Here is a 24,529-nt window from a genome sequence, read left to right on the forward strand (position 1 = left end):
TTTGGCAGTTTTAGCGCCCGGGGGGCTCGGCATCTGCCTCAAGCAGCGTCGCCAACACGCGCCCGGTCCACGCCGCGATGTCGCCCTCGTCGCCCATTTGCCTTTGCCCCACACCTGCGAGCGGGCTGCGCGCGCTGGCTGTACCGCCAGGAAGCGGCACCAGCAGAGTTTTCGTCGCCTCGGTGTAGCGGGAGCCCGGGTACATGCGATTCATTCGCATCCGACGCGAGTCCAGTAGCGCCACAGGTTCCAGACGCAGTGCGGAGCCGCTCGCCACAACCTTCGTTAGGCCAAGTCGCGCGGCTCGACGCCTGAGCGAAGAAACCGCCGCGAGTCGCAGTACCTCTGCGGGGGGCTCCCCGTAACGATCGGTGAGTTCTTCGAGCACGAGCGTAACGTGATCTTCGGGAGCTTGTGGGTGCGCCGCGGCCGAAAACTTTTGGTATGCCTCGAGCCGCAGCCGCTCGCTCTCGACGTAGTCCTCGGGGATGTGCGCATCGACAGGCAGCTCGAGCACGAGCTCTGTCGCACCGATGACATCCTCACCCTTGAACGTTGCCACGGCCTCGCCAATCATTCGCAGATAGAGATCAAACCCTACCCCCGCGATGTGACCAGACTGTTCCCCGCCCAGGAGATTCCCCGCACCGCGTAACTCGAGATCCTTTAGTGCCACCTGCATGCCCGAACCGAGCTCGTTATTCGTCGCAATGGTCTCGAGACGTTCGTGTGCGTGCTCCGTCAGGGGGCGATCGGGGTCATACAGGAAGTAAGCGTAGGCCCGTTCCCTGCTGCGGCCGACGCGTCCACGCAGCTGGTGCAGCTGACTCAGGCCGTACTTATCAGCGGCATCGATGATGATGGTGTTCGCGTTGGCGATATCGAGACCGGTCTCGATAATGGTGGTCGACACGAGCACGTCATACTTCCGTTCCCAGAAATCGACCACAATTTGCTCAAGCTGGGCCTCGCCGAGTTTGCCGTGTGCGACCGCTACCCGGGCCTCGGGCACGAGTTCGGCGATCTGGGCGGCCACGCGGTTGATCGACTGCACCCGGTTGTGCACGAAGAAGATTTGTCCCTCACGCATGAGCTCGCGGCGAATCGCTGCGGTGATCTGCTTGTCACTGCGCGGTCCCACAAAAGTGAGAATCGGATGTCGATCCTCTGGTGCCGTCGCGAGCGTCGACATTTCGCGGATCCCGGTGACGGCCATCTCAAGGGTACGCGGGATCGGTGTGGCACTCATCGCAAGGATGTCGACACCGGTTTTTAGCTTCTTCAGTTTGTCCTTGTGTTCGACACCGAACCGTTGCTCCTCGTCGATCACAAGCAGGCCGAGATCTTTGTAGCGCACGGTGTCGGTGAGCAGCCGGTGGGTTCCAATGACGACGTCGACTGTTCCCGCGGCGAGTCCCTCGATCGTGTCTTTGGATTCCTTCTCAGTCTGGAATCGACTGAGGGCGCGCAGCTGCACCGGGAACCCGGCGAAGCGATCCTGAAAAGTTTCGAGATGCTGCTTGACGAGCAGCGTGGTGGGTACCAGTACAGCCACCTGCTTGTCATCCTGCACGGCTTTGAACGCGGCGCGAATTGCGATCTCGGTCTTCCCGAAACCTACGTCTCCCGAGACAAGGCGATCCATGGGAATCGGGCGCTCCATGTCTCGCTTCACCTCGTCGATCGTGGTGAGCTGATCCACTGTCTCGACGTACGGAAACGCTTCCTCCAGTTCATGCTGCCAGGGCGTGTCCGGCGAGAAGGCATGACCGCCTGCTGCCACCCGCGCTGAGTAGAGCTTGACCAGTTCGACGGCGATGTCGCGCACCGCCTTGCGGGCTTTCTTCTTCGCGTTGGACCAGTCGCTGCCGCCCATTTTTGACAGCGGCGGGGCCTCCCCGCCCACGTAGCGCGACAGCTGGTCAAGCTGGTCCGTTGGCACGTACAGCTTGTCCTTCGGCATCCCTCGTCTGGAGGAGGCGTATTCAAGCACCAGATACTCTCGCAACGCCTTCCCCGCGTCGCGGCCCATTCCAGTGGGCACCATGCGTTGGGTCAGCTCGACGAACTGTCCGATGCCGTGAGTCTCATGCACCACGTAGTCTCCGGCGACGAGCTTGAGCGGGTCGACCACATTCTTTGTCCGGCGCTTCGGGAGCTTCTGTCCTGCCCCCTGCTGCGAACTCACTGCGCGCCCGAAAAACTCCACCTCTGTCGAGAGGAGCACGCGCGCCTCAGCGCTTTCAAAGCCAGACCAGGCCGTGCCAGGGACGACGTACACGACCCGCTCCTCCGGCTGTGCCGGAAGGTCATCAACCATACGTGCGGCGATCCCCGCATCGGCGAGAACGTCGCGGGCACGTTCGACCAGGCCCACTCCCTGCGCACTGACTATCACCGTCCAGCCCTCGCCGAGACGTTCGCTCAGATGGCGGATCGCCGAAGCCGTGGCTTCGGCCCCTGGTGCTGGCCGCGGAAGTTGCTCGCTGCGCACCGTTACGAGACTGAAGTCGACCGATTCGTCTTGCACGAAGCTCGACAGTGTCCACCAGGAGTTTTCTCCTGCCGCGTCGCGCAACTCCCGCATCGTGAGCATGCCGTGGTCGTCGGTGGGCACCGGCGCCTCTCCGCCTGCTGTTGCGGCCGCCCAGGCCGCCTCCAAGAACTCGCGGTTGGTTTCAACGAGACTGATCGCCCGATTCGCGACGCGTTCGGGAGAAATAACCGCTATCGCGGAACCCGCGGGCAATAATGCGGTGAAAGGAGAAAGCCCGGAAACCAGCTGGGGCAGCAGACTCTCCATTCCCTCCACGGCGATTCCCTGGCTCATTTTCTCGAGCAACGAACTCAGAGCCGGGTACTGAGAGAGCAGCGCCGCAGCACGCTCACGCACCTCATCAGTGAGCAGCAGCTCGCGAGCCGGCCACAATTCGATCTCAGAGATCGCCTCACCGGCGCTGCGCTGGTCGGAGACCGCAAAACGACGAATCTGGTCGATCTCTTGCCCGAAGAAATCCAGGCGCACTGCGTGGTCAAGCGTCGGAGGGAACACATCAAGGATTCCGCCGCGCACCGCGAACTCCCCACGGCGAGTGACCATGTCGACCCGCGTGTACGCGTTGTCAACCAGTGCGCGGGAGAGCTGGTCGAGGCCAGGCGATTCCTCGCCAGCACGGAGCACAATCGGGTTCGCGTGCGCCGCGTGCGGGGACACAGGTTGGAGCGCCGCGCGCACCGAGGCGACAATCACGAGTGGCCGGTTGCCATCGTGCTCGCGCAAGGTGTGCAGCACCACCGCGCGCCTTCCCACAGTCTCCGCGCTCGGACTGAGCCGCTCGTGCGGCAGTGTCTCCCATGCGGGAAACTCAACCGTGTGCGCCTCCGGCATGATCGACGCAATTGCAGCGCGCAGCGAGTCTGCCTCACGGCTAGTCGCAGCTATAAGCAGCAGCGGCCCCACGCCGCCTGTTTCCCGTTTGCGGTGCATCAACGCTGCGAGAAGGGCCGGCCGAAGCGACTCACTGATCGCGAACTCCGCGTCACGGTCAGCGTAATTCAGTGCACGAGCGAAGGACTCAGAGGGCTCAAGCAGTCGCTCAAGCCCCGCAAGGCTCACTTTGCCCTCCCATGGAACTTCTGTTGGGTTGCCAACAGGCCATCAGTGGTCAGCATCTCGGCGGCGTCTGCCGCGTCCTCAAGCAGGACTGCGAGCACTTCGCGCTCGGAGGAAGCAAACGGCTTCAACACATAATCTGCGGCATCCTGCTGGCCCGGAGGACGTCCGATCCCGATTCGTACGCGCAAGAACTCGGGGGTATCGAGCGCCTTCGCAATATCACGCAAGCCGTTGTGGCCGCCGTGGCCGCCGCCCTGTTTGACCTTCACGGTATCGAAGGGCAAGTCGAGATCATCATGAAGCACGATCGTGTGTGAGGCCGGGATGTCAAAATACCGCGACAATGCGCTTACGGGTCCGCCGGAGGTATTCATGAAACCGTTGGATTTAGCCAAGACAAGCTTAGGCCCGCCCGGTCGCACCCGACCTTCGGCCACTCGAGCGTTCGAGCGATGTGAAGCGAATCGGGTTTCCGCGCGCGCAGCGAGCACATCGAGCGCCATCTGCCCGACGTTATGCCGCGTCGTCTCATACTTCGTTCCGGGGTTTCCGAGCCCAACGACCAACCACGCGTCAGACACGACTGCCCCCTCGATTTTGCGCTTACGCCACCACATCATCATTCTTCCACTCAACGAACCGAGCCCGCCGGTATCGACCGTGTGGTCGCCCGGCGGGCTCGACGCTTCCCCGCTAAGCGGGACTTACTACTCGGCTGCTGCTGCGGCGTCAGCGGCTTCGTCTTCAGCAGAGGTACGTGGCGTCACAATGTTGACCACGAGCTGCTCCGGATCATCAAGGAGCTCTGCACCATCCGGAAGAGCAACCCCGCCGGCGAGGATCTGGGTGCCATCCTCCAAGCCTTCGACGTTGATCTCAAGCGACTCAGGAATTGCGATCGCTGCGACACTCAGACGCAAAGAGTTCATCTCCTGCAGCGCGTTCGCTCCAGCGAAGGGCTCGCCCACGATACTCAGGTGGACCTCTACCTCAACACGCTCGCCCTTGTTCACTACAACCAGGTCCACGTGCTCGATTACCTGGCGCACGTGATCCTTCTGCACATCCTTGACGAGAACGAGCTGCTTCTCGCCGTCGATATCGAGCTCGATCAGAGCGTTCGAGTGACGCACGATCAGGCCCAGCGGGTGAGTCTCGACCGAACGGTGGATCGGATCGGTGCCGTGACCGTACACGACTACCGGGGTGCGACCGGCGGCACGTAGCTTACGAGCCACGCCCTTACCGAAGGTCTCGCGGGCAACGGTCTCAAGCTTGAAGGTTTCGCTCATCAGTGTTCTCCTTGCGGGCTCTCGCCCAAACGCGGCAGGGACTCCCCGCCAGGGTGTGGTGTCTTGCCGAGTTGACGCAGCAAGAGGCCCCGCTGGAGGCTCGCCCGCGTCGATTACGGATGCATGAGCATCCCTCGCCGAAGTACAGCTAATGAGTCTACACCCTTTTAGGTCGCCGCCCCGCGCCACGTTCCTCGAGCTGCCGCCACAGGCGGCACCGCGACTTGCAAAAACGCAATGCGTTTTTGCTACGCCGCGCCCTCAAACATGGAGGTTACGGAGCCATCTTCGAAGACCTCGTGGATGGCCTGCGCGAGCAACGGCGCAATCGAAAGCACGGTGAGCTTATCGAAACGCTTCTCCTCTGGAATGGGCAGCGTGTCAGTCACAACGACCTGATCGATGAAATCCTGTGAGAGATGATCCGTTGCCTTGCCGGAAAAGATCGCGTGGGTACAGGCAATCGTGACACCGCGGGCCCCGGCAGCTTTCAGCGCCTCAGCAGCTTTCGCGATCGTGCCGCCGGTATCAATCATGTCGTCTACCACCACGCACCAACGATCTTTCACTTCGCCGACGATCTCATGCACAGACACCTGATTCGGGACCAGAGGATCGCGTCGCTTGTGGATGATCGCGAGGGGGGCACCCAGCTTGTCACTCCAGATATCTGCCACGCGCACCCGACCCATATCGGGTGAAACCACGGTGAGGTCATCACGGTCAATCGTCTTCTTGAAGTGCTCGAGCAACACAGGCATGGCAAAGAGGTGATCCACCGGGCCATCGAAGAAACCTTGGATCTGCGCCGCGTGGAGGTCGACGGACATGATTCGATCCGCGCCCGCCGCCTTAAACAGGTCTGCGACGAGCCGGGCTGAAATCGGCTCGCGCCCACGCCCCTTCTTGTCCTGGCGGGAGTAAGGGTAGAAGGGTGCGACCACGGTGATGCGTTTGGCAGAAGCCCGCTTCAGCGCGTCCACCATGATGAGCTGCTCCATGAGCCACTCATTGATCGGGTGCGTGTGTGACTGAATCACAAAGGCGTCGCACCCTCGCACGCTCTCGTCGTACCGTGCATAGATCTCGCCGTTCGCGAAGGTACGGGCGTCGGTCGGAACCAGTTCGGCGCCCAGTTCCTCTGCAACACGCTCGGCAAGCTCGGGATACGCCCGACCTGACACGAGTACCAGCTTCTTCTGTCCGACCATCTGAATTGCGCTCATGCCCGCTCTTTCCCATTCGATTCCGCTGCCCGTGCACTGCTCGTCCCCGGGCGGTTCTCCGCGACCCAACCGTGAACATTGCGCTGCGGCGCCACATTCATAGCGAGTGCGCCAGATGGCACGTCTTTTCGCACCACAGTTCCCGCCGCGGTGTAGACACCATCTTCAATCGTAACCGGAGCGATCAACACATTTTTCGACCCGATGCGAACGGCATCGCCGACCTCCGTATGGTGCTTCTGCACCCCGTCGTAGTTGGCGAAAATGGTGCCGGCACCAATGTTCGAATCTTGGCCGACCGTCGCATCACCCACGTAGCTCAGATGTGGGACCTTACTCCCGTCTCCGATTCTCGCATTCTTCGTCTCGACGAAAGCGCCAATTTTGCCGTCTGCCCCGAGCTCAGTACCAGGTCGAATGTAGCTGAAAGGCCCCACCTGGGCCCCCTGAGCGAAGACCGCAAGGGTGGCTTCGCTGCGCCGAATGCGCGCATTCTCGCCAACCTCGCAATCGATGAGTGTTGTTTCCGGCCCGATCACGGCGCCCGCTGCGATACTCGTCGCGCCCTGCAGAAACGTGCCCGGCAACACTTCGACGTCGCGGCCAATCGTGACATCGGCATCAATCCACGTCGTTAAGGGATCTTGGATCGTAACTCCGGCGCGTTGATGGGCCTCCACGATACGACGGTTCAGCTCCCGGCCCGCTTCGGCGAGCTGCACTCGATCATTCACACCGGCGATCAACCAGGGATCATCGGTCGCGACGGCATCGACGGCCCCGCCTGTAGCGAGAATCCGTGCGGCCGCATCCGTGAGGTATTTCTCCCCCTGCGCGTTGGCGGTGTCAATCTCGGAGAGCGCACGTTCAAGCGCGCGGCGAGCAAACACGTAGATCCCGCCATTGATCTCAGTGATGCGTCGTTGCGCATCACTCGCGTCCTTTTCTTCGACAATGCCAAGCATCGCACCGTTTGCATCACGCAGAATGCGACCGAGCCCGGTGGGGTTTTCGTAGACTGCAGACAGCAGCGTCATTCCTCGTTGGTGCTCGAGATGGCCACGAGCGAGTCGTTCAAGTGTCGCCACGTCGATCAGTGGAACATCGCCCGACAAGACCACCACCGAGCCTTCAAAGCTCGCGGGCAATGCGGCGAGCGCCTGCTCAACCGCACGCCCGGTCCCAGGCACCTCGTCTTGCTCAACGATGATGGTGTGCGGGGCATGACTAACGATCGCTTCAGTCACCAGTTCGCGCTCGTGCCGCACAACCGCGATCACCGCTTCAGGGCTGAGGCCAGCGGCTGCATCAAGCACGTGAGAGATGAGCGGCCGCCCCCCGATCGGGTGCAACACTTTAGGAAGAGTCGACTTCATACGGGTGCCCTGGCCCGCAGCCAAGATCACTACCGCCAGTGAACGTCCTGCCATGGGTGCGGTCCTTCCTGCAGACGAGTTCTTCGCTCCCGACAGACCGAGAAGCTGTGCTTCAACGCTCTGGTGCGGCGCTGGTGAGCGCCGCTTTCGGAGCAACCGCGCAAAGCTACGCTTTGCTTCGGTCGCTCCCAATTAAACAGGAAAGCTACGCTTTTCAGTTCTCCACGGCGCTGGTGAGCGCCGCTTTCGGAGCAACCGCGCAAAGCTACGCTTTGCTTCGGTCGCTCCCAATTAAACAGGAAAGCTACGCTTTTCAGTTCTCCACGGCGCTGGTGAGCGCCGCTTTCGGAGCAACCGCGCAAAGCTACGCTTTGCTTCGGTCGCTCCGCCCCCAGGACTCGAACCTGGACCTAACAGCTCCAAAGGCTGTCGTGCTGCCATTACACCAAGGCGGATCGTGCCTTTCGGCACCCGTCTAGTTTGCCAGATCACGAGGGGTGCTCGCGCCATAATGGAAGAATGAAGCACGAGGACGAGGTCGACCGCATTCTGCAGGACTGGTCAACTGCGAGGCCAGACCTAGATTTGGCCCCCCTGGCAGTGTTCTCTCGCATGACACGGATCACGAAACACATCGACCGCGCACGAGTCCACGCATTCGAGCGTTCAGGCCTCACTTCGTGGGAGTTCGACGTGCTAGCCGTCCTGCGACGAAGTGGCGCACCGTTTCGGCAGAGCCCGAAAGTGCTCGTCCAGCAAACTCTGGTGTCCAGCGGCACCATGACCAATCGCATCGATCGCATGGAAAATCGTGGCCTCGTGCGTCGCCTCACCGACCCGAATGACGGACGCGGGGTGTTGGTTGAGATGACGCATCAGGGCCAGACTCTCGTCGACGCAGCTATGACGAGGCTCAGTGACGCCGAAGAGCAGTTGCTCGGCGGCGTTCCCCGCGCCGAACGAGACCGCTTGGCTACCCTGCTGCGCAAGCTCGCCCTGAGCGTGGATCGTTTTAGCCCCGGCGAGGAGTGAACCTGGGGCCGGATCCGGTCAATTCGTTGGGATGACTCACACGAAAGCAGAAATCCCCGTGATGTCCCGGCCAATGATGAGTGCCTGCACCGTTTCAGTACCCTCATAGGTGTGGATCGCCTCAATATCGGCGAAGTGGCGCGCGACTCGGTGCTTCAGCAGGATGCCGTTGCCGCCGAGCATGTCGCGGGCCTGCGCGGCCATCGCACGAGCGGTTCGAGTAGCCGTGTATTTGCCAAGGGAGGCACCGGGTCCAGTCAACTCGCCCGCTTCTTCCGCGCGGGTCAGCTGCATGAGAAGCGTCTGGAGGCTGGTGAGCTGGCTCAGCATCTCTGAGAGGCGGCTCTGTACAACCTGCGACGCAGCGAGCGGACGGCCAAACTGCACACGCTGCCGCGCGTAGTGCACTGCGGTCTCGTACACCGCAGTTGCGTGGCCAAGGCCAGCCCAGGCGACCCCCAGCCGGGTCGCCTGTAACACACGAGCGGTGTCAGCGAAGCTATTGGCTCCAGGCAACTTTGCGTCAGCTCCGACCCTCACCCCGTCGAACTCGATGTGCGCCTGCCAGATCGCGCGCAACGAGATCTTTCCCTCGATTGTGGTCGCGTGATAGCCGGGGGCATCCTGCGGCACCAAGAAACCCTGCACTCGCCCGTCGTCTCCACGCGCCCACACCACCGCGATCTGGCCGACGCTGCCTGAGCCGATCCACTTCTTGTGACCGTCGATGACGTACCCGTTCCCGTCGGTGCGTGCGGTAGTTTCGAGGCTCACCGAATCGGAGCCGTGCGTCGGTTCTGTGAGCGCAAAGGCCCCCAGCTCCTCGCCACGCGCTAGCGACGGCAACCAACGATGTTTCTGCTCATCGGAGCCGCAGAACGCTATTGACCGCAGAGCAAGTGCGCCCTGCACCCCCACGATGGTCGAAATTGACCCGTCGCCCCGGGCCAGCTCCATTGTGGCGAGGTTTGCGGCGAGGAGACTTTGCTTCGGAAATCCGGGCACATCAATCCCATCCCGTAGCAAATCAAGATCACCGAGTCGCTTCGCCAGATGAAGCGGGTACTCGGCGCGATCCCAAAGTCCATCGATCACCGGCCGTACTTCGTCCTGCACGAAAGCTCGCGCCCGTTCCCGGTAGGCCAGGTCGTCCGCTGGCAGGCCCCGAAATGCCCCCGCAAGATCGGGATCGAGAGGCTCCCACAGGTCGTACTCAGGCTCTTCCGTGCCGAGGCTCACGTGCTGGTTTCGCTCTCCCATGGGATTTCCCTCCGGTTGTCGCGGTCCCGGTCCCGGCCGCGTTCCCTCATGAGTGTGCCTGAGACTCAGTCTCAATTCAAGTGAGAACCGAAATGAAATCGCGAAAATTTGCACGAATGTCTTATCAAGATGCCGAAGAAACGGAGTCGCAATTGTTCGAGATGATAACTTTCACCTATGGGAATGCAGCAACCTCGGGGCGTCGAATCCGCTGCGGTCAGCGCGGCCGCGATTCGTCTCCTCTCTGAGCGCGGCTACGAGTCGACGACAGCAGGCGACTTGGCGGACGCTGCGGGCATCAGCCGCAGCACCTTTTTTCGACGTTTCGGCAGCAAAGACGACATTATTTTTGTTGACCACGACCTCGCTCTTCAGCGCCTTACCCGCGAGTTGGCGAACAGCGCTGCCCCCTCCCCCGAAGCAATCGGGCGGGCGACCGTCGGGGTGCTGCAGCTTCTCACTCGCGACACTGACGCGGCCCAATTGCGATCCGAGCTACTCCGCCAAAACCCCGCACTGCGCGAGCGTGAGCTCATTATCTCCCACCGGTACGAGCGCGTCTTCGCCGAATATCTCACCGGTGTCGCGACTCCAGACACGCCCAGCTGGGCCCCATTCGCTCTTGCGGCGAGTGTAGTTGCGGTGCACAATGCCGCGCTGCGGCGGTGGCTTCGCGACCCCGATCCCCGAATTGTGGTGGGACTCGATCCCGAGCTTCGGCAGCTGGTGGGCCTATATTCTCCGTGGTTTGGCGGCTCCGAGGCCCCGGCTTCACGCGTGATCGTCACTGCCTTCGACTCGGCGACAAGCGCCGAGGAGGTCGTCAACGCACTCCGCAGGAGCCTCGAGACTCCTGTGGGATGATCGGGTCAGCGGTAGACAAGTGCACTGCGTCTGACCGATAGCCTGACGCAATCGCCCACGCTGGGAAGCTCAGTCGCCGCGAGCCGCGCCCGGACTCGCGTTCCATCGAGCAGTTGCAGCGCGGCGGTCCCGTCATGACCCGAATACGAGACAGACCTCACAACTGCTTCGATTTCTCCTGCACCAATCGCGATCCACTCCGGTCGCACAACGATGCGCACCGTATCACCCTCTGCGACCTCCTCATCCATGAGGACCGCTTCAATCATCCCAAGAGCGCACGAGACCCGCCCGCCCTGCCAGAGACCTGGGAGTTCCACGGTACTTCCGACGAAGCGGGCAACCCATGAGGTGGTCGGTCGCTCGTACACTTCGACGGGTGTTCCCCACTGCAGGATTCGGCCTCCCATCATCACTGCAATGTGATCCGCCAAGGAAAGCGCTTCCTCCTGGTCATGGGTGACGAGAATTGCGGTTGAGCTCTGACTTCGCAGCAGTTCGGCAACCTCCGTTCGCAGTGCCGAGCGAAGCATCGGATCAAGCGCTGCAAAGGGCTCGTCGAGCAGGAGCACGGCTGGTCGTATCGCGAGGGCACGTGCGAGCGAGACCCGCTGCGCTTGCCCGCCGGAAAGCTGGGACGGCGCACGGTCGAGGTGTTCCAAAAGCCCGACCATCGAGGCGAGTTGACGAATACGCTCAGCTCGATCGTGACCACGGGGAATTCCGAAGCCGATATTCTCGCTCACGCTGAGGTGAGGGAAAAGAGATGAATCCTGGGGCACCCAGCCAATCCCGCGGCGCTCAGGGGCGACAGTCGCCCCAGTGGATGAGACGATTCGCCCGCCGAGCGAAATTTGTCCTTCAGAGACCGGAAGTAGCCCAGCGATAGATCGCAGGAGTGTAGTTTTCCCGCACCCGCTCGGCCCGAGGATCGCCACGATCTCTCCCTGAGGGATCGCCAAATTGATGCCGTCGAGCGCCATCTGGCTGCCATAGCTCACCCGCACTCCGTCGAGCGTCACCCAACTCATGGCTCCTCCTTCTGTGCGCCTCGGATGCCGGAAAGAAAAAATGCCGGAACAGCCGCGAGAAGCACGAGCGCGGCCGCGTACGGAGCTGCGCTGCCAAACTCGAGCACCCCGGTCCGGTTCCACAGCTCCACCGCGAGCGTTGAGATACCCGTGGGGCGAAGCAACAACGTGGCTGGCAGCTCCTTCATGATCGCGATTCCAACAAGTAGGGCCCCCACCCCGATCGCGGGAGACGCGAGTCGCCACGTCACCCGCCACCACGTCGCAAGTGGGGAAAGCCCGAGAGTGCGGGACACGTCGATCAGGCTCACGGGCACCGCGGCGATGCCGCTGCGAGTCGAACCTATAGATTTTGACATGAAGAGAACCGCGTACGCGAAGATCAGCATGGTCACGGTCTGGTAGAGACTCGGGAGCACTGCAAGCGAGAAAAACACCAGCGAAAGACCGACGACAATTCCGGGAAGCGCGTGGCCGAGATAGCCGATCGACTCGATCGCATTGACGAGTCGCCCGCGGTATTTTGCTGCGAGCAACGCAATCGGGAGCGCGAGAGCCACCGCAAAGAGAGAACCCGCGAGCGCAAGCCCGAGCGTCGTGCCGATCGCTCCCAAGAGCCGTGGCACATCGACACCCCGAATGGTTTCCGCCTGCGCAAGCTGAGCGACCAATCCCATCATCGGCACGGCAACCGCCAAAATTGGCGACAGGAGCACCCCGGCGAGAATGACGGGCAACAGTGCTGGGCGTGCGGGGCGTGCGGGCGTCCTCCGGCCCGCGACTACGGTGGTGGATCTGCGGGCCTGCCGCTCGGCGATGACAACCGTGAGCGCGAGGGCGACAAGCACAAGTGCAAGGAGTGCCGCCTGATGGCGATCGAAGCTTGCACCGTAAGCAGACTTAATTCCCCAGGTCAGGGTCTGAAACCGCAACATCGAGACGGCACCGAAGTCCGACAACGTGTAGAGAGCCACCAAGAGAGAGCCTGCCAACGCTGCGGGACGCACGCGCGGCCAAGTTGCAACTCGAAAGGCGCCGAATGGGCCACGACCAAGCGACCGAGCGACCGCTTCCAGATCTCCTGATACGTTTCTCATTACCGCAGCTACGGGCAGCACCACGTAAGGCACGCACACCGCCGACATCACCAGCCAGCTCGCAAGGAATCCACTGAATCCCGGGGCAAATACCAGCCACCCGTAGGCAGCGAGGTAGGAGGGCACGGCCAGCGGGAGTGCCGCCACCAGCAGCCATACACGACCCCCCGGGAGTCGTGCGCGGCTCACCGCTATCCCCATAGCCCCACCGATGACGAGACATGTCCCGGTCACAGCCAGGGTCAGCGCAACCGTATTCAGGGTCAGCTGAAGCACTCGAGCCCGTAGCAGGGTGTCGATGATGTCCGGCAACCCGCTATCTGCAGCCCGCACGAGCAGGTAAATCAATGGAATGGCCGCTGCCGCGGAACAGATTCCAGCGAGCCCGATTAACCAGATCGGCGGACTGCCTACGGCGGGTGAAGCCCGCCGAACTCGCGGTCCTACTGCGTTCACCAACGTCACGGTTCGGCCAGAGAAGACGACATATGCTAAATGAGACCGTGCTTCGCAAGCAGCGCCTGCGTGAGCTCGAGACTCTGCAGATCGGCGAGATCCAGATCCTCATTTTTGAGGGAGCTCAGAGCCGGGATCCCTTCGGGAGAGGCAACCTCAGCGATGACTGGGTACTCAAACGTCTCGTCTACGAAGTATTGCTGAGCGTCGCGCGAGACCAGGAAGTCGATGAACTCCAGCGCGTCGGCATCCGCGGCACCCGACTTCAACACCCCCGCACCTGTGACATTAACAATCGACCCCGGATCGCCCGCCTGCGGGAACGAGAGCTGTGCTCGCATCTGGGCGTCTCCTATTTCAGATGCCAACCGATACCAGTAATAGTGATTGATCAGTCCCGCATCAACGACGCCATCGTTCACAGCGGTCAGGATCGCGCCGTTATTCTCAAACAGCTGTGGATCATTTGCTGCGATAGCGGCGACCCACGCATCTGCAGCAGCCTCACCCTCAAGCACACGGTAGGCGGTGATGAACGACTGAAAACTCGCGTTAGTCGGAGCAATGGCCAGCCGGCCAGACCACTCCGGTGTGGCCAGTGCCTCGACGCTGGCAGGAATCTGGCTAGGCGTCAGCACTTCACTGTCATAGACAATCACGCGCGCTCGCCCGGTGACACCCACCCAGGAATCGTCTGTTGAGGTGAACCCTGCGGGGACCCGCTCAGTGATCTCTGAGGGCAACGTAGCAAACAGTTCGGCCTCAGCCAACGCACCCAGTGCGCCGGCATCCTGAGACAGGAAGGCTTGCGCTGGCGAGCGTTCACCCTCTTCGAGCAGCAAAGCTCCGAGCTCGGCAGTGTCGCCATAGCGCACATTGACCGAAATCCCGCTTTGCTCTTCGAACATATCAATGAGCGGTTGCACCAGAGCCTCGCTCCGGCCCGAATAGAGTGTGAACTCGCCGTCGCTCTCCATCTCACCCGACGAGGAGGTAGATCCTCCCCCCGCTCCGGCGCTGCAGCCGACGAGCAGGAGTGCCGCACTCGCCGCTGCCACGATCGTCAAGATCCGGCGGTTCTGACTCATGACTGCACTCCGGGGTTCATGAAAGACGGCGCACACGCACCGCAAGCAAATACTGGTAAGGCTTACCTTACCCGCATGTGTGTGCTCTGATCACCCGGTGAGCTCTGATAGCTCGAACCAGCGCTCTTCTAACGTTGACCGCTCCGAAGTTGCCCGCGCAATTTCTTCGCCAAGGCGTGCCGATTCTTCGTAGTCGCTCTGGTCGGAGTTTGCCATTTGTACATGCACCGACGCGATGAGCTTGTCGAGTTTCGCCAGACGGCGTTCGATTGACTGCACTTCTTTCTCAGCAGCGCGCCGCTCGGCCCCGGTCAGCGCCGAACCCGCATCTCGTGAGGAGAGTCCCCCAGCCGCTGCTATCGATTCAGACTGCGACGAACGCAATGTGGCGGGTGCTGCGCCCCCCGCCTCGCGCGCGCGCTCTTCGGCACCCCGAAGTTTCAGGTACTCATCGACCCCACCGGGAAGGTGACGCAGACGCCCTCCCAGGAGGGCGTATTGCTGATCTGTAACACGTTCGAGGAAGTAACGATCGTGAGAGACGACGATCAAGGTGCCCGGCCAGGAGTCCAGAAGGTCTTCCATTGCGGCAAGCATGTCGGTGTCCAGGTCGTTGGTCGGCTCGTCGAGAATGAGCACATTCGGCTGCGAAAGCAGAATCAGAAGCAACTGCAGCCGTCGCTTCTGGCCACCTGACAGGTCTTTCACCGGGGTGGAGAGCTGAGCACTGGTGAATCCCATTCGTTCCAGCAGTTGGCCGGGAGTGAGCTCCTGCGCCTTTGAACCGGTGCCCACAACGAAGCTCGTGCGGAGGCGTGAGATGACCTTCCGCACCGGTTCCTTCAGGTGCGCCTCAAGCTCATCAAGTCGCTGCGTCAGCGTGGCGACCTGTACGGTTTTTCCGCGTTTGACGTGCCCTGAAGTAGGATCCACTGCACCAGAAATGAGTCCCAGCAGGGTAGATTTCCCCGCGCCGTTTACGCCGAGAATCCCCGTACGCTCACCCGGCGCCAAGCGCCATTCGATGTCGCGCAGCACCTCGCGCTCACCGTAACTCACACCAGCCTCAAGGAGATTGACGACCTCCTTACCCAGACGCGTCACCGCGAGTGACTGCAGAGCCACCGTGTCTCGAATCTCGGGTACATCCGCGATGAGTTCATTCGCCGCGTCAATGCGAAACTTCGGCTTTGTCGTGCGCGCAGGTGCGCCGCGGCGGAGCCAGGCAAGCTCCTTTCGCGCAAGGTTTTGGCGCTTCTGCTCGATCGTCGCATTCTGCCGGTCACGCTCGACGCGCTGCAGAATGTAGGCTGCGTATCCGCCTTCGAAGGGCTCAACGATGCGATCGTGTACTTCCCAGGTCGCGTTACACACTTCGTCAAGGAACCACCGGTCGTGCGTCACAACGAGAAGCGCGCCTTGGTTTTTCGGCCACCGCCGCTTCAGATGCTCGGCGAGCCAAGCGATCGCCTCAACATCGAGGTGGTTGGTCGGCTCGTCAAGCGCGAGGATGTCCCAGTCGCCGGCGAGTAGCCGAGCGAGCGCGACCCGTCGGCGCTGCCCTCCAGAAAGCTCATCGAGCGGTGCGTCCCAGTCCAGGTCGCTGACCAGTCCCGCGATAACGTCGCGCGCACGCGGGTTTCCAGCCCATTCGTGCTCGGGTAGATTACCGACGACTGCGTTACCGACCGTCTCACCCGGCGCAAATACGTCAGCTTGATCGAGTACGCCGATCGTCGTGCCACTGCGAACCGTCACCTTGCCGCCATCGGGGCTTCGCCTTCCGGCAAGCATCATCAGCAGACTCGACTTACCGTCACCGTTGCGGCCAACGATGCCGATGCGGTCGCCTTCGGCGATTCCTAGAGTGACGGAGTCGAAGACGACCTTGGTCGGAACTTCGAGGTGAAGGGCCTCAGCCCCGAGCAAATGTGCCATAGCTTCTCAAGTGTAGGCGCTTCGCCTGTGCCAAACGTTGGAACCCGACGGCGCCGCCGTGGCCCTGCCCTATGCGGCGCAGCAGCTCCCCCCGCAGCAGGCGCCGCCCGAGTCGCTCTCTCCCAGGAGATTCAAGATCTCGCGACTCTCCGCATCCGCAAATGATGCCGCGCCAGCGAACGAGACGGGCGTGGACTGCTCGGATAGCTCGGCCTGCTCGGTTACCTCCGGTAACTCTGCGGAAACCTGGGGTTCGATGCTGCGTTCTGACATAGTTACTCCTCGGTCGATACGGAAAATGTAGCGGATGATTCTGAAGGAGGTTCGCCCGCACTGCCCGTTCCAGAGCGGTCACACGCTGTCCCTGGCACCGGGCCCCTTACTCCGGTTCAGTTCCGGTGCGCTGAAACTCCAGCACTCGTTCGAGCACGCTCTGGAACGTGTCGGCCGACTGAGCACCTGACACCCCGTATTTTCCGTCGAGGAGGAAGTAGGGTACCCCGGTGACGCCGAGCATCCGCGCCCGGGTGATGTCTTGTTCCACCGCGTCCGAGTATTCCTCGTCCTCCAGCGCATCTCGTACCTCGTCAGCATCGAGGCCGACCTCTTCGCCCAGTTCGGCAAGTGTGTCGGGATCCCCAAGCTCCGCGCCTTCCGCGAAGTAGGCGCGAAACAGTCGTTCCTGCATCTCAAGTTGCAGACCCTGCTCCTTCGCGAGGTGCAGTACCCGATGAGCGCGACTAGTGTTGGCGTGCCGTAGCTTCTCCCAGTCGAAGACGAGCCCTTCGGAAGCAGCCAGTCCTGTCATCTGCTCAAGCATGTCTTCCACCTGCTCGCGCGGCATGCCCTTGTGCTTCGCGAGGAAATCAATCTCGCTCCCCTGGAAATTTTCGGGGGTGTCCGGCGCCAGTTCGTAGCTGTGCCCCTCGACCTCAATTTCAATGTCGGGATACTGCGCAGTGAATGCCGAGACACCCGCCTCAAATCGATGTTTCCCGATGTAGCACCACGGGCAGGCAATATCAGACCAAATATCTACGCGGATAGTTTCGCTCACACCAAGAAGAACCCCGCAGCGGGCAAGAGTATTCCCTCTCGCTCCTTTCCTCAAGACAGGTAAAACTCGTGAATCAGGACCCGTCGAGGCGGCGTGCACCGGCCACGGGGCCAGTGACGGCAAGCGAGCGGACACCCGAGCGCGTGAGCATGGATTGCAACTCGGCGGCGGCGGCGGCTGAGGCAGCGAGAAACGCCACTGTCGGACCGGAGCCCGAGACAATCCCAGCGAGTGCTCCGCGGGACTCCCCGAGCTCGAGAAGCTCGGCCAGTTCGGGCGCGAGCCGCAGCGCGGCCGCCTGCAGATCGTTGTGCATCGAGTCAGCAAGGGTTTCCGCATCACCTGCCCGAACTGCCTGCAGTACCGCCGTGTCAACACTCACCCGCTCGGGCGCAGGGGCGAGATCAGCAACGTGGTCCGCGCGATGCTGATCGAGCGTGCGGTACACCACCGGGGTACTCAACCCAGTATCTGAGAACGCGAGAACCCAGTGAAAGCTGCCCCGCGCGAGGGCTGGGCTGAGCTCGTCACCACGACCTGTTCCCACTGAGGTGCCGCCTTCGAGCGCAAACGGCACGTCTGCACCCAACTGCGCGGCGAGGGGGACAAGCCCGTGACGCCCCAGCCCGGTGCCCCAGAGCTCGTCACAGGCCAGAAGCGTTGCGGCAGCATCGGCGGATCCCCCACCCATCCCCCCCGCAATGGGAACACGCTTGTGGATCGTGAGTTGTACGCCCTCCGCGTATCCGGTGTGAGCTGCCAGTAACCTGGCCGCACGTATTGCGAGATTCGACTCGTCAACCAGCAAATCAGAGGTGTCAACCGGTCCGACGAATCGCACCGAGAAGCTCAAGGATGGCTCAGCTGTGACGTCCTCGTAGAGCGACACTGCCTGGTAGAGCGACGCGACCTCGTGATAGCCATCGTCTTGCAGCGCACCGACGCGGAAATACACGTTGATCTTTCCGGGTGCCCGCACCGTCACCGAACGTGTTTCCACCATGCCTCTACGGTACTAGAACTGGGCTGCGCCTCACACCGCTGAGGCTGCGCGCGAGATCGCTAGAAAATCGTGAATGCTCAGCTGCTCCGCCCGGGTCGTGGGATCTACGCCTGCAGCACGCATGACCGCGGTCGCTCGGTCAAGCTCTCCGAGCACCGGCTGCAGCGACTGCCGCAGCATCTTTCGTCGATGCGCGAAGGCGGCGTTCACGAGTTCGAACACGGCAACGCGGTCGCTTTCGGTACCCAAAGGAACCTCGCGACGCCGAAACGACACCAAAACGGAGTCCACGTTCGGCACCGGCCAGAAAATACGTCGACTTACGTTGCCAGCGATCGACCAGTCGCCATACCAGGTTGCCTTAGCGCTTGGGCTGCCGTACATCCGTGATCCAGGGTCTGCCGCGATGCGATGACCGACCTCTGCCTGCACCATCACAAGGCCCGCGCGAAGTTCAGGAATCAGTTCAAGCAAGTGCATCAAAATCGGAACCGACACGTTGTAGGGCAAGTTCGCCACGAGCACTTCGGGGGGGCCCGGAAGCTCAGCAAGGTGATCCCGCCCCAGCTCGAGCGCGTCACAGCGCACGACCCGAAACCGAGTCGCTGCGTCGGGCTGCATCGCTGTCACGGTTCCCGGGAGCTCTGCCGCAAGCCGGTGGTCTATTTCGATAGCGGTGAGATCGGCACCGGTCTCGGTAATGCCGAGTGTCAGCGACCCAAGTCCCGGCCCGATTTCGATGACCCGGTCATCCGTCTCCACACCCGCCAAACGCACAATCTTGCGCACCGTGTTGGGGTCGATCACGAAGTTCTGACCCAGCTTCTTCGTCGGCGTTACCCCGAGTCGCTCAGCCAGTTCGCGCACCTGTGCGGGCCCGAGCAGGCTCACGGGGACACCAATTCGGTCTCCGACGACCACTGTCCGTACACACGCTCAGTATTCACCGCGAGCCGCCCACACAGTTCCTCGAGCGAATCACCCAGAACGTCCGCCATCCGCCGCACCGTGTGCGGGAGCAGGTACGGGGCGTTCGGTCGCCCCCGAAGCGGCTCGGGCGTCAGAAACGGTGCGTCGGTCTCGACGAGTACCCGCGAGGGATCGGCTACCGCGAGCGCCTCTCTCAGCGCCGGCGCATTCTTGAAGGTCATGGTGCCAGCAAACGACAAATACCAGCCATGTTCACTGCAGATCCGAGCAAGCGCCGCATCGCCCGAGAAACAGTGAAACACCGTGCTCTCTGGGGCGCCCACCCGCAGCAGCGTGGCGACAACTTCGTCGTGGGCATCTCGGTCGTGAATCTGCAAGGCGAGGCCGTGCTCCTTCGCGATTTCGATGTGCGCCTCGAACGACTCGAGCTGCGCTGCCCGTCCGTCTTCTCCCGTGCGGAAGAAATCGAGTCCGGTCTCTCCGATCGCCCGCACGCGCGGCTCGGCCGCAAGCGCTGCAATCCCCCGCAGGTGCTCATCAAGTAAGCCCTGCGTGGCGAGCTTCGGTGCTTCGTTCGGGTGGATGGCGATGGCCGCAAGCACGCGCGTATCGGTTGCGGCGAGGTGCGCACCCCAACGGCTGGTCTCAAGATCGGTGCCTACCTGGACAACTCCGCGCACGCCGACATCCGCGGCCCGATCGAGTGACTCGATCGGATCCAGCTGATCCACGCCATCTTCAAATTCGAGGTGCGTGTGATTGTCATAGAGAGCAACGGGAAGCGGATCTGGCGCTGGGGGCCTCGTGAGATCGCGACCCGGGCTCGCGCTGCGAGCGCGCAAACCGCCGTTCATGGCAGCTTTGCTCACTATCTGGTGCCCTCGGTTTCGATGCGCGGAAAGAGCGCCGCGAGCGGGTACTGAGCGGTGCCGGCCGGAAGCATAAACCATTCGCCGGCCTCGCGGAGCGGCCGATCCGCGAGCGCCCCCAGTGCGTCCTCCGCACCGAGCGCAGACCACAACTTCGAGGTGGCTTCGGGGATGACCGGGTGCAGCAGTTCAGCAAGCACGCGCAGTCCCTCAGTCACTGTTGCAAGCACCGTGGCAAGGCGCTCGCGCATCGCTTCGTCTTTCGCGAGGACCCAGGGTTCTTGCTCGGTGATGTACCCGTTGAGTGCGTCAACGAGCTGCCAGATTTCAGCGATGGCCTCGTGAATGGCGAAAGCCTCGATGCGCTCGTCTGCACGGGCTGCGACCCGTGCGGCAAGCTCTCGAATCACGGTGTCCGGAGCCTCTTCCACGCCCGCCTGCGGCATGACACCATCGAAGTATTTCTTGTTCATCGCGAGCGCGCGGCTCGCGAGATTGCCAAAACCGTTGGCGAGCTCCGAGTGGTATCTTGCCGACAGGTCTTCCCAACTGAACGAGCCATCGTGTCCGAACGACACCGCGCGCATGAAGTAGTAGCGAAATGCGTCGCTGCCAAAGGTGTCTGTGATCTCATTCGGCGCAATGCCCGTGAGTTTCGACTTCGACATTTTCTCGCCGCCGACAAGCAACCAGCCATGTGCAAAGACGTTCTTGGGCACCTCGAGCCCCGCTGCCATCAGCATCGCGGGCCAAATCACGGCGTGAAAGCGCAAAATGTCTTTCCCCACGATTTGCACTCCGGGCCAGTGCCGGAGATCGCCCTCGCCATATCCGCGGGCGGTGATGTAGTTGAGCAGCGCGTCAAACCAGACGTAGGTGACGTGCGAGCTGTCCCATGGTATCGGAATGCCCCAGTCAAACGAGGTGCGTGAAATAGAGAGATCGTCGAGGCCCTGCTGCACAAACGCGATGACCTCATTGCGCGCGCTAGCGGGCTGCACGAAGTCGGGGCGCTCCTGGTAGAGCGCGAGCAGCCGCTCCTCAAACGCGCTCATCTTAAAGAAGTAATTCTTCTCCTGCAGCAGCTCAAGTGGCTTCGAGTGGATCGCGCAGACCTTCTCTCCCTCGAATGCCCCCTCGCCGTCGAGGATCTCGCTCTTCGGCTTGAATTCCTCGCAGCCTACGCAGTAGAGCGCCTCGAACTCCCCCGCATAGACGTGGCCCTCGTCATACAGTTTCTGCAAAAACTCTTTCACGCCCCGCTCGTGACGCTCGTCGGTCGTGCGAATGAAATCATCGTTCGAGATGTTGATAGTGCCAAGCAGCGGCTTCCAGGCCGACTCGACCAACCGATCCGCCCAGGCCTTGGGCTCGACTCCATTTGCCGTTGCCGTGCGCAAAATCTTTTGACCGTGCTCGTCAGTGCCAGTAAGGAACCAGGTATCATCGCCCGCTTGACGGTGCCAGCGTGCCAGCACATCGGCCGCGACCTCGGTATAGGCATGCCCGATGTGTGGTGCATCGTTCACATAGAAGATCGGCGTGGAGATGGAGAACGACGGGGACTTGGCCATGAATTCCATTCTACTTCGATTCGACGAGGCACATTCCTACGCTCAAGCGACGCGAATCGTTGGCTCGTGGCGAACAGGAAAATTCACCGAGTTGGCGATAAAACAGTGCGTAAAAGCGTCGGCATGGGCAGAGCGGGCGCGATCCACCATCGAAGCCTCGGCCACCGTGACGACCGGCCGCAGCAGCACCTCAACGAAGGCGCCACCGAGCCCCTCTTGGCGCATAACGCCGAGCGCCTCGTCGGTGTACGCCGTGACCACCACACCAGAACGAACCGCCATGTGCAAGTAGGAAAGCATGTGGCATTGCGCGAGCGCCGCGACAAGCAGTTCCTCTGGATTCCATCGCTCAGCGTCGCCGTGGAAGGTCTTATCTGCAGATCCGGGCAACTCGATCTTCCCAGGGGCCCGGATCACCAGTTGCCTGCCGTAGTCGCGATAACCGCTGGTGCCGGATCCACGGTTTCCCTGCCACTCGATGCCAACTCGATACTCGTGTGTGTCGCCCATGCGTCGAGTGTACGTCGAGGCCACTCTGTGTAGCCGTTAACATTTGTGAAACCCCAGCGGGAGTAAACTCGGGCATATGACTGCTGAAACGCCCATCGCTCAGGAACCCCGCATCGTCACCGAGATTCCCGGCCCACGCAGCCGCGCGCTGCACCAGCGACGGCAGGCAGTCGTTCCGCCAGGGGTGCACAGCGTGGTGCCCGTGTACATCGAACGCGCGCACGGATCGATACTCGTTGACGTTGATGGCAACCACATCGTCGACGTGTGCGGTGGGATCGGCGTGACGACTATTGGGCACACCGATGAGGCAGTGGTAGCTGCCGCGACGGCGCAGCTCAACAAGGTGACGCACACGCTCTTTACGATGACGCCCTACGAGCCGTACATCGAGGTCGCGGAATATCTCGCGAAGCACGTTCCCGGCGACGGTCAGTACAAGACACTGCTGATGAATTCGGGGGCGGAGGCCGTCGAAAACGGTGTCAAGATTGCCCGAAAGTACACCGGGCGGCCGGGCGTTGCGGTGCTGGAGCACGCGTACCACGGCCGTACCCTGCTCACCTCAAGCATGAACTTCAAGGGCGCCCCCTACGCCGCAGGGTACGGCCCGCGCGTCGGAGACATTTATAAGGCGCCGAACTCCTACCCGCTGCGCGACGGACTCAGCGGCGCAGAGGCGGCCGCCCGCACGATCGCGTATCTCGAGAAGGTGGCCGGAGCCGAAGACCTCGCGTGCCTCGTCGTCGAGCCAATCCAGGGCGAAGGCGGCTTCATCGTCCCAGCCGAAGGCTTCCTTCCGGCTCTCGCTGACTGGTGCCGGAGCAACGGCATCGTCTTCATCGCTGACGAGGTGCAAGCCGGGATTGCCAGGTCCGGGGCTGTCTTTTCAATTGAGCATTTTGGCGTACACCCTGACATCGTCCTGACCGCAAAGGGGATTGCTGGCGGGCTACCCCTTGCCGGCATCACCGGTCGAGCCGAGATAATGGATGCCTCGCAGCCCGGTGGGCTCGGGGGGACCTTCGGTGGCAACCCTGTGTCGTGCGCCGCAGCCGTGGCGGTATTCGAGCAGATCGAGGAGCAGGACCTGCTTTCTCGCGCAAATCACATCGAAGAGGTATTCGGGGCCGGCCTTTCCGAGCTGGCATCCAAGTATCCGGCTATCGCCGAGGTACGAGGAAAGGGCGCAATGCTCGCGATCGAGCTCGTCAAACCGGGTACCCTCGAGCACAACCCCGAGCTCGTCTCACGCGTGATCGATCGTGCGATGAACCAGGGAGTGCTGCTCCTCAGCGCGGGCATCTACTCGAATGTGATCCGGTTCCTGCCCTCGCTGCAGTTCACTGATGAGCTCATCGCGACCGTGGTGCGTGTGCTCGATGAGGCGTTTGCCGCTGAGACTGCCTAGAGCGTAGGGATCTCAGCGGTATCGGCGTTCAGGTCCGAGGTCGAAACCAGATCTGAGATCGACAGGCTTGCTTGGTCGCTCGTGTCTCGGAAGTCCCCCACTGCGTGCACGTCGATCACAACGACCGTCACATTGTCGCGACCGGCGTTCTCGAGCGCACGACCAACAAGCTGCTGCGCAGCCATTTCAGCGGTTTCTGCTGTGGCCAGAAAATGCTGGATTCCGACCTCAGTCAGTTCCTTGGTGAGTCCGTCTGAACATATCAGGAGACGCTGCCCGGCGACTACCGCGAGCTGCGTGTAGTCAGGCGCAGGCTGTTCGTTGAATCCGACGGCGCGAGTGATCACGTTCGCGTGGGGATGGATCTCTGCTTCCTCCGGGCTAATCGCCCCCGTGTCGAGTAAGTGCTGCACAACCGAATGATCCACCGTGAGCTGCGTAAGCGAGCCCTTAAAGTACTGGTACACCCGCGAGTCACCGATGTTGAATACGGTCCAAGTGGGTCGATGACCTAACGAACCGAGTGAGACCCCAGTGACCGTCGTTCCCGCACCCAGATCGGTTTCACCCGCATCAAGCTCGATGTCATCGACCGCATCGCTGAGCGCACCGTTAATGTCAGCCTCGGTGATCGTGGCCGTGCCGCCGAGTTCCGCCAACCGCCGCACTACCGCGGCAGATGCTACCTCCCCGGCGGAATGGCCCCCCATGCCGTCAGCAACAGCAAACACCGGCGGCGCCATGACAAGGCTGTCTTGGTTCACTTCACGACGGCGCCCCACATCGGTGATGCCGTGCCACGACAACTCGATGAGTGCTTCGGCGTCGTCGAGATACGGGATGCGACGCCTCACTGCGCTTGCGCCCCTCACGCTCACGGAGTACCCTCGAAATTCACT

General features: G+C 61.9%; 21 protein-coding genes and 1 tRNA gene. 3 read left to right on the forward strand and 19 right to left on the reverse strand.

Features of this window, described 5'->3' with window-relative positions; genetic code table 11:
• Positions 1–10: 10 nt before the first annotated feature.
• The 6 genes from mfd to ACTNFJ_RS07385 all read right to left on the reverse strand — a co-directional run bounded on the left by mfd (position 11) and on the right by ACTNFJ_RS07385 (position 7,965).
• Complete coding sequence (gene mfd / locus ACTNFJ_RS07360) at positions 11–3,616, reverse strand: transcription-repair coupling factor (protein WP_435905754.1); 3,606 nt, start codon at positions 3,614–3,616, stop codon at positions 11–13.
• The gene (pth, locus tag ACTNFJ_RS07365) at positions 3,613–4,233 is read right to left on the reverse strand and encodes an aminoacyl-tRNA hydrolase (protein ID WP_435905845.1); all 621 of its coding nucleotides are present in this window, start codon (positions 4,231–4,233) and stop codon (positions 3,613–3,615) included. The genes mfd and pth overlap by 4 nt, the downstream gene beginning before the upstream one ends.
• 90 nt (positions 4,234–4,323) lie before the next feature.
• Complete coding sequence (locus tag ACTNFJ_RS07370; RefSeq protein WP_435905755.1) at positions 4,324–4,908, reverse strand: 50S ribosomal protein L25/general stress protein Ctc; 585 nt, start codon at positions 4,906–4,908, stop codon at positions 4,324–4,326.
• A 248-nt stretch (positions 4,909–5,156) separates the two neighbouring features.
• Positions 5,157–6,134 carry a ribose-phosphate diphosphokinase gene (locus ACTNFJ_RS07375; RefSeq protein WP_435905756.1) on the reverse strand — a complete coding sequence of 326 codons (978 nt, stop codon included), beginning with the start codon at positions 6,132–6,134 and terminating at the stop codon, positions 5,157–5,159.
• On the reverse strand, positions 6,131–7,564 hold the full coding sequence (gene glmU / locus ACTNFJ_RS07380) for a bifunctional UDP-N-acetylglucosamine diphosphorylase/glucosamine-1-phosphate N-acetyltransferase GlmU (protein ID WP_435905757.1): 1,434 nt from the start codon (positions 7,562–7,564) through the stop codon (positions 6,131–6,133). Before glmU ends, ACTNFJ_RS07375 begins: the two co-directional genes overlap by 4 nt.
• A 329-nt stretch (positions 7,565–7,893) precedes the next feature.
• Positions 7,894–7,965: transfer RNA gene (locus tag ACTNFJ_RS07385), tRNA-Gln, on the reverse strand.
• Between the two features lie 64 nt (positions 7,966–8,029).
• Between ACTNFJ_RS07385 and ACTNFJ_RS07390 the strand changes: the two genes are divergently transcribed.
• Positions 8,030–8,542, forward strand: a complete 513-nt coding sequence (locus tag ACTNFJ_RS07390; RefSeq protein ID WP_435905758.1) for a MarR family winged helix-turn-helix transcriptional regulator — start codon at positions 8,030–8,032, stop codon at positions 8,540–8,542.
• Between the two features lie 36 nt (positions 8,543–8,578).
• Here the strand turns inward: ACTNFJ_RS07390 and ACTNFJ_RS07395 are convergent, their stop codons facing one another.
• Positions 8,579–9,802 carry an acyl-CoA dehydrogenase family protein gene (locus ACTNFJ_RS07395; RefSeq protein ID WP_435905759.1) on the reverse strand — a complete coding sequence of 408 codons (1,224 nt, stop codon included), beginning with the start codon at positions 9,800–9,802 and terminating at the stop codon, positions 8,579–8,581.
• A gap of 177 nt (positions 9,803–9,979) precedes the next feature.
• Between ACTNFJ_RS07395 and ACTNFJ_RS07400 the strand changes: the two genes are divergently transcribed.
• Entirely contained in the window at positions 9,980–10,666 is a 687-nt protein-coding gene (locus ACTNFJ_RS07400; RefSeq protein ID WP_435905760.1) for a TetR/AcrR family transcriptional regulator, read from the forward strand.
• A gap of 5 nt (positions 10,667–10,671) precedes the next feature.
• Here ACTNFJ_RS07400 and ACTNFJ_RS07405 read toward each other — a convergent pair whose 3' ends face one another.
• The 11 genes from ACTNFJ_RS07405 to ACTNFJ_RS07455 form a co-directional block, all read right to left on the reverse strand.
• Positions 10,672–11,697: an ABC transporter ATP-binding protein gene (locus tag ACTNFJ_RS07405; RefSeq protein ID WP_435905761.1), complete on the reverse strand. Its 1,026-nt coding sequence runs from the start codon at positions 11,695–11,697 to the stop codon at positions 10,672–10,674.
• Positions 11,694–13,250, reverse strand: a complete 1,557-nt coding sequence (locus ACTNFJ_RS07410) for an ABC transporter permease (protein WP_435905762.1) — start codon at positions 13,248–13,250, stop codon at positions 11,694–11,696. The genes ACTNFJ_RS07405 and ACTNFJ_RS07410 overlap by 4 nt, the downstream gene beginning before the upstream one ends.
• Before the next feature lie 35 nt (positions 13,251–13,285).
• Positions 13,286–14,338, reverse strand: coding sequence for an extracellular solute-binding protein (locus ACTNFJ_RS07415; protein WP_435905763.1), 1,053 nt, complete (start codon positions 14,336–14,338; stop codon positions 13,286–13,288).
• 90 nt (positions 14,339–14,428) lie between these two features.
• A complete protein-coding gene (locus ACTNFJ_RS07420; protein WP_435905764.1) occupies positions 14,429–16,276 on the reverse strand; it encodes an ABC-F family ATP-binding cassette domain-containing protein in 1,848 nt (615 codons plus the stop codon).
• Positions 16,277–16,345: 69 nt separating this feature from the next.
• Entirely contained in the window at positions 16,346–16,549 is a 204-nt protein-coding gene (locus ACTNFJ_RS07425) for a hypothetical protein (protein WP_435905765.1), read from the reverse strand.
• 106 nt (positions 16,550–16,655) lie between these two features.
• A complete protein-coding gene (locus ACTNFJ_RS07430) occupies positions 16,656–17,333 on the reverse strand; it encodes a DsbA family oxidoreductase (RefSeq protein WP_435905766.1) in 678 nt (225 codons plus the stop codon).
• A gap of 73 nt (positions 17,334–17,406) precedes the next feature.
• Positions 17,407–18,336: a 4-(cytidine 5'-diphospho)-2-C-methyl-D-erythritol kinase gene (locus ACTNFJ_RS07435; protein WP_435905767.1), complete on the reverse strand. Its 930-nt coding sequence runs from the start codon at positions 18,334–18,336 to the stop codon at positions 17,407–17,409.
• 30 nt (positions 18,337–18,366) lie between these two features.
• Entirely contained in the window at positions 18,367–19,227 is an 861-nt protein-coding gene (gene rsmA / locus ACTNFJ_RS07440; RefSeq protein WP_435905768.1) for a 16S rRNA (adenine(1518)-N(6)/adenine(1519)-N(6))-dimethyltransferase RsmA, read from the reverse strand.
• Positions 19,224–20,120: a TatD family hydrolase gene (locus ACTNFJ_RS07445; protein WP_435905846.1), complete on the reverse strand. Its 897-nt coding sequence runs from the start codon at positions 20,118–20,120 to the stop codon at positions 19,224–19,226. The genes rsmA and ACTNFJ_RS07445 overlap by 4 nt, the downstream gene beginning before the upstream one ends.
• A 14-nt stretch (positions 20,121–20,134) precedes the next feature.
• Positions 20,135–21,709 (reverse strand): methionine--tRNA ligase, encoded by a 1,575-nt coding sequence (metG, locus tag ACTNFJ_RS07450; RefSeq protein WP_435905769.1) that lies wholly within the window; start codon positions 21,707–21,709, stop codon positions 20,135–20,137.
• A 42-nt stretch (positions 21,710–21,751) separates the two neighbouring features.
• Positions 21,752–22,219, reverse strand: coding sequence for an OsmC family protein (locus ACTNFJ_RS07455; RefSeq protein ID WP_435905770.1), 468 nt, complete (start codon positions 22,217–22,219; stop codon positions 21,752–21,754).
• 76 nt (positions 22,220–22,295) lie between these two features.
• Here ACTNFJ_RS07455 and ACTNFJ_RS07460 point away from each other — a divergent pair, with 76 nt between their 5' ends.
• Positions 22,296–23,630 (forward strand): aminotransferase class III-fold pyridoxal phosphate-dependent enzyme, encoded by a 1,335-nt coding sequence (locus ACTNFJ_RS07460; protein WP_435905771.1) that lies wholly within the window; start codon positions 22,296–22,298, stop codon positions 23,628–23,630.
• Here the strand turns inward: ACTNFJ_RS07460 and ACTNFJ_RS07465 are convergent.
• A complete protein-coding gene (locus tag ACTNFJ_RS07465; protein ID WP_435905772.1) occupies positions 23,627–24,502 on the reverse strand; it encodes a PP2C family protein-serine/threonine phosphatase in 876 nt (291 codons plus the stop codon). The two genes, ACTNFJ_RS07460 and ACTNFJ_RS07465, sit on opposite strands and share 4 nt — an antisense overlap.
• Positions 24,503–24,529 lie beyond the last annotated feature (27 nt).

It is taken from the genome of Leucobacter shiyiweii (assembly GCF_052446065.1).
Taxonomy (GTDB): Bacteria; Actinomycetota; Actinomycetes; order Actinomycetales; family Microbacteriaceae; genus Leucobacter.

Bases quoted from the DNA above. Each gene is read 5' to 3' on its own strand.
- pth (WP_435905845.1), bottom strand. From the start codon at position 4,233: ATGTGGTGGCGTAAGCGCAAAATCGAGGGGGCAGTCGTGTCTGACGCG.
- ACTNFJ_RS07370 (WP_435905755.1), bottom strand. From the start codon at position 4,908: ATGAGCGAAACCTTCAAGCTTGAGACCGTTGCCCGCGAGACCTTCGGT.
- ACTNFJ_RS07375 (WP_435905756.1), bottom strand. From the start codon at position 6,134: ATGAGCGCAATTCAGATGGTCGGACAGAAGAAGCTGGTACTCGTGTCA.
- glmU (WP_435905757.1), bottom strand. From the start codon at position 7,564: ATGGCAGGACGTTCACTGGCGGTAGTGATCTTGGCTGCGGGCCAGGGC.
- ACTNFJ_RS07390 (WP_435905758.1), top strand. From the start codon at position 8,030: ATGAAGCACGAGGACGAGGTCGACCGCATTCTGCAGGACTGGTCAACT.
- ACTNFJ_RS07395 (WP_435905759.1), bottom strand. From the start codon at position 9,802: ATGGGAGAGCGAAACCAGCACGTGAGCCTCGGCACGGAAGAGCCTGAG.
- ACTNFJ_RS07400 (WP_435905760.1), top strand. From the start codon at position 9,980: ATGGGAATGCAGCAACCTCGGGGCGTCGAATCCGCTGCGGTCAGCGCG.
- ACTNFJ_RS07405 (WP_435905761.1), bottom strand. From the start codon at position 11,697: ATGAGTTGGGTGACGCTCGACGGAGTGCGGGTGAGCTATGGCAGCCAG.
- ACTNFJ_RS07415 (WP_435905763.1), bottom strand. From the start codon at position 14,338: ATGAGTCAGAACCGCCGGATCTTGACGATCGTGGCAGCGGCGAGTGCG.
- ACTNFJ_RS07420 (WP_435905764.1), bottom strand. From the start codon at position 16,276: ATGGCACATTTGCTCGGGGCTGAGGCCCTTCACCTCGAAGTTCCGACC.
- ACTNFJ_RS07425 (WP_435905765.1), bottom strand. From the start codon at position 16,549: ATGTCAGAACGCAGCATCGAACCCCAGGTTTCCGCAGAGTTACCGGAG.
- ACTNFJ_RS07435 (WP_435905767.1), bottom strand. From the start codon at position 18,336: ATGGTGGAAACACGTTCGGTGACGGTGCGGGCACCCGGAAAGATCAAC.
- ACTNFJ_RS07445 (WP_435905846.1), bottom strand. From the start codon at position 20,120: ATGAACGGCGGTTTGCGCGCTCGCAGCGCGAGCCCGGGTCGCGATCTC.
- metG (WP_435905769.1), bottom strand. From the start codon at position 21,709: ATGGCCAAGTCCCCGTCGTTCTCCATCTCCACGCCGATCTTCTATGTG.
- ACTNFJ_RS07455 (WP_435905770.1), bottom strand. From the start codon at position 22,219: ATGGGCGACACACACGAGTATCGAGTTGGCATCGAGTGGCAGGGAAAC.
- ACTNFJ_RS07460 (WP_435905771.1), top strand. From the start codon at position 22,296: ATGACTGCTGAAACGCCCATCGCTCAGGAACCCCGCATCGTCACCGAG.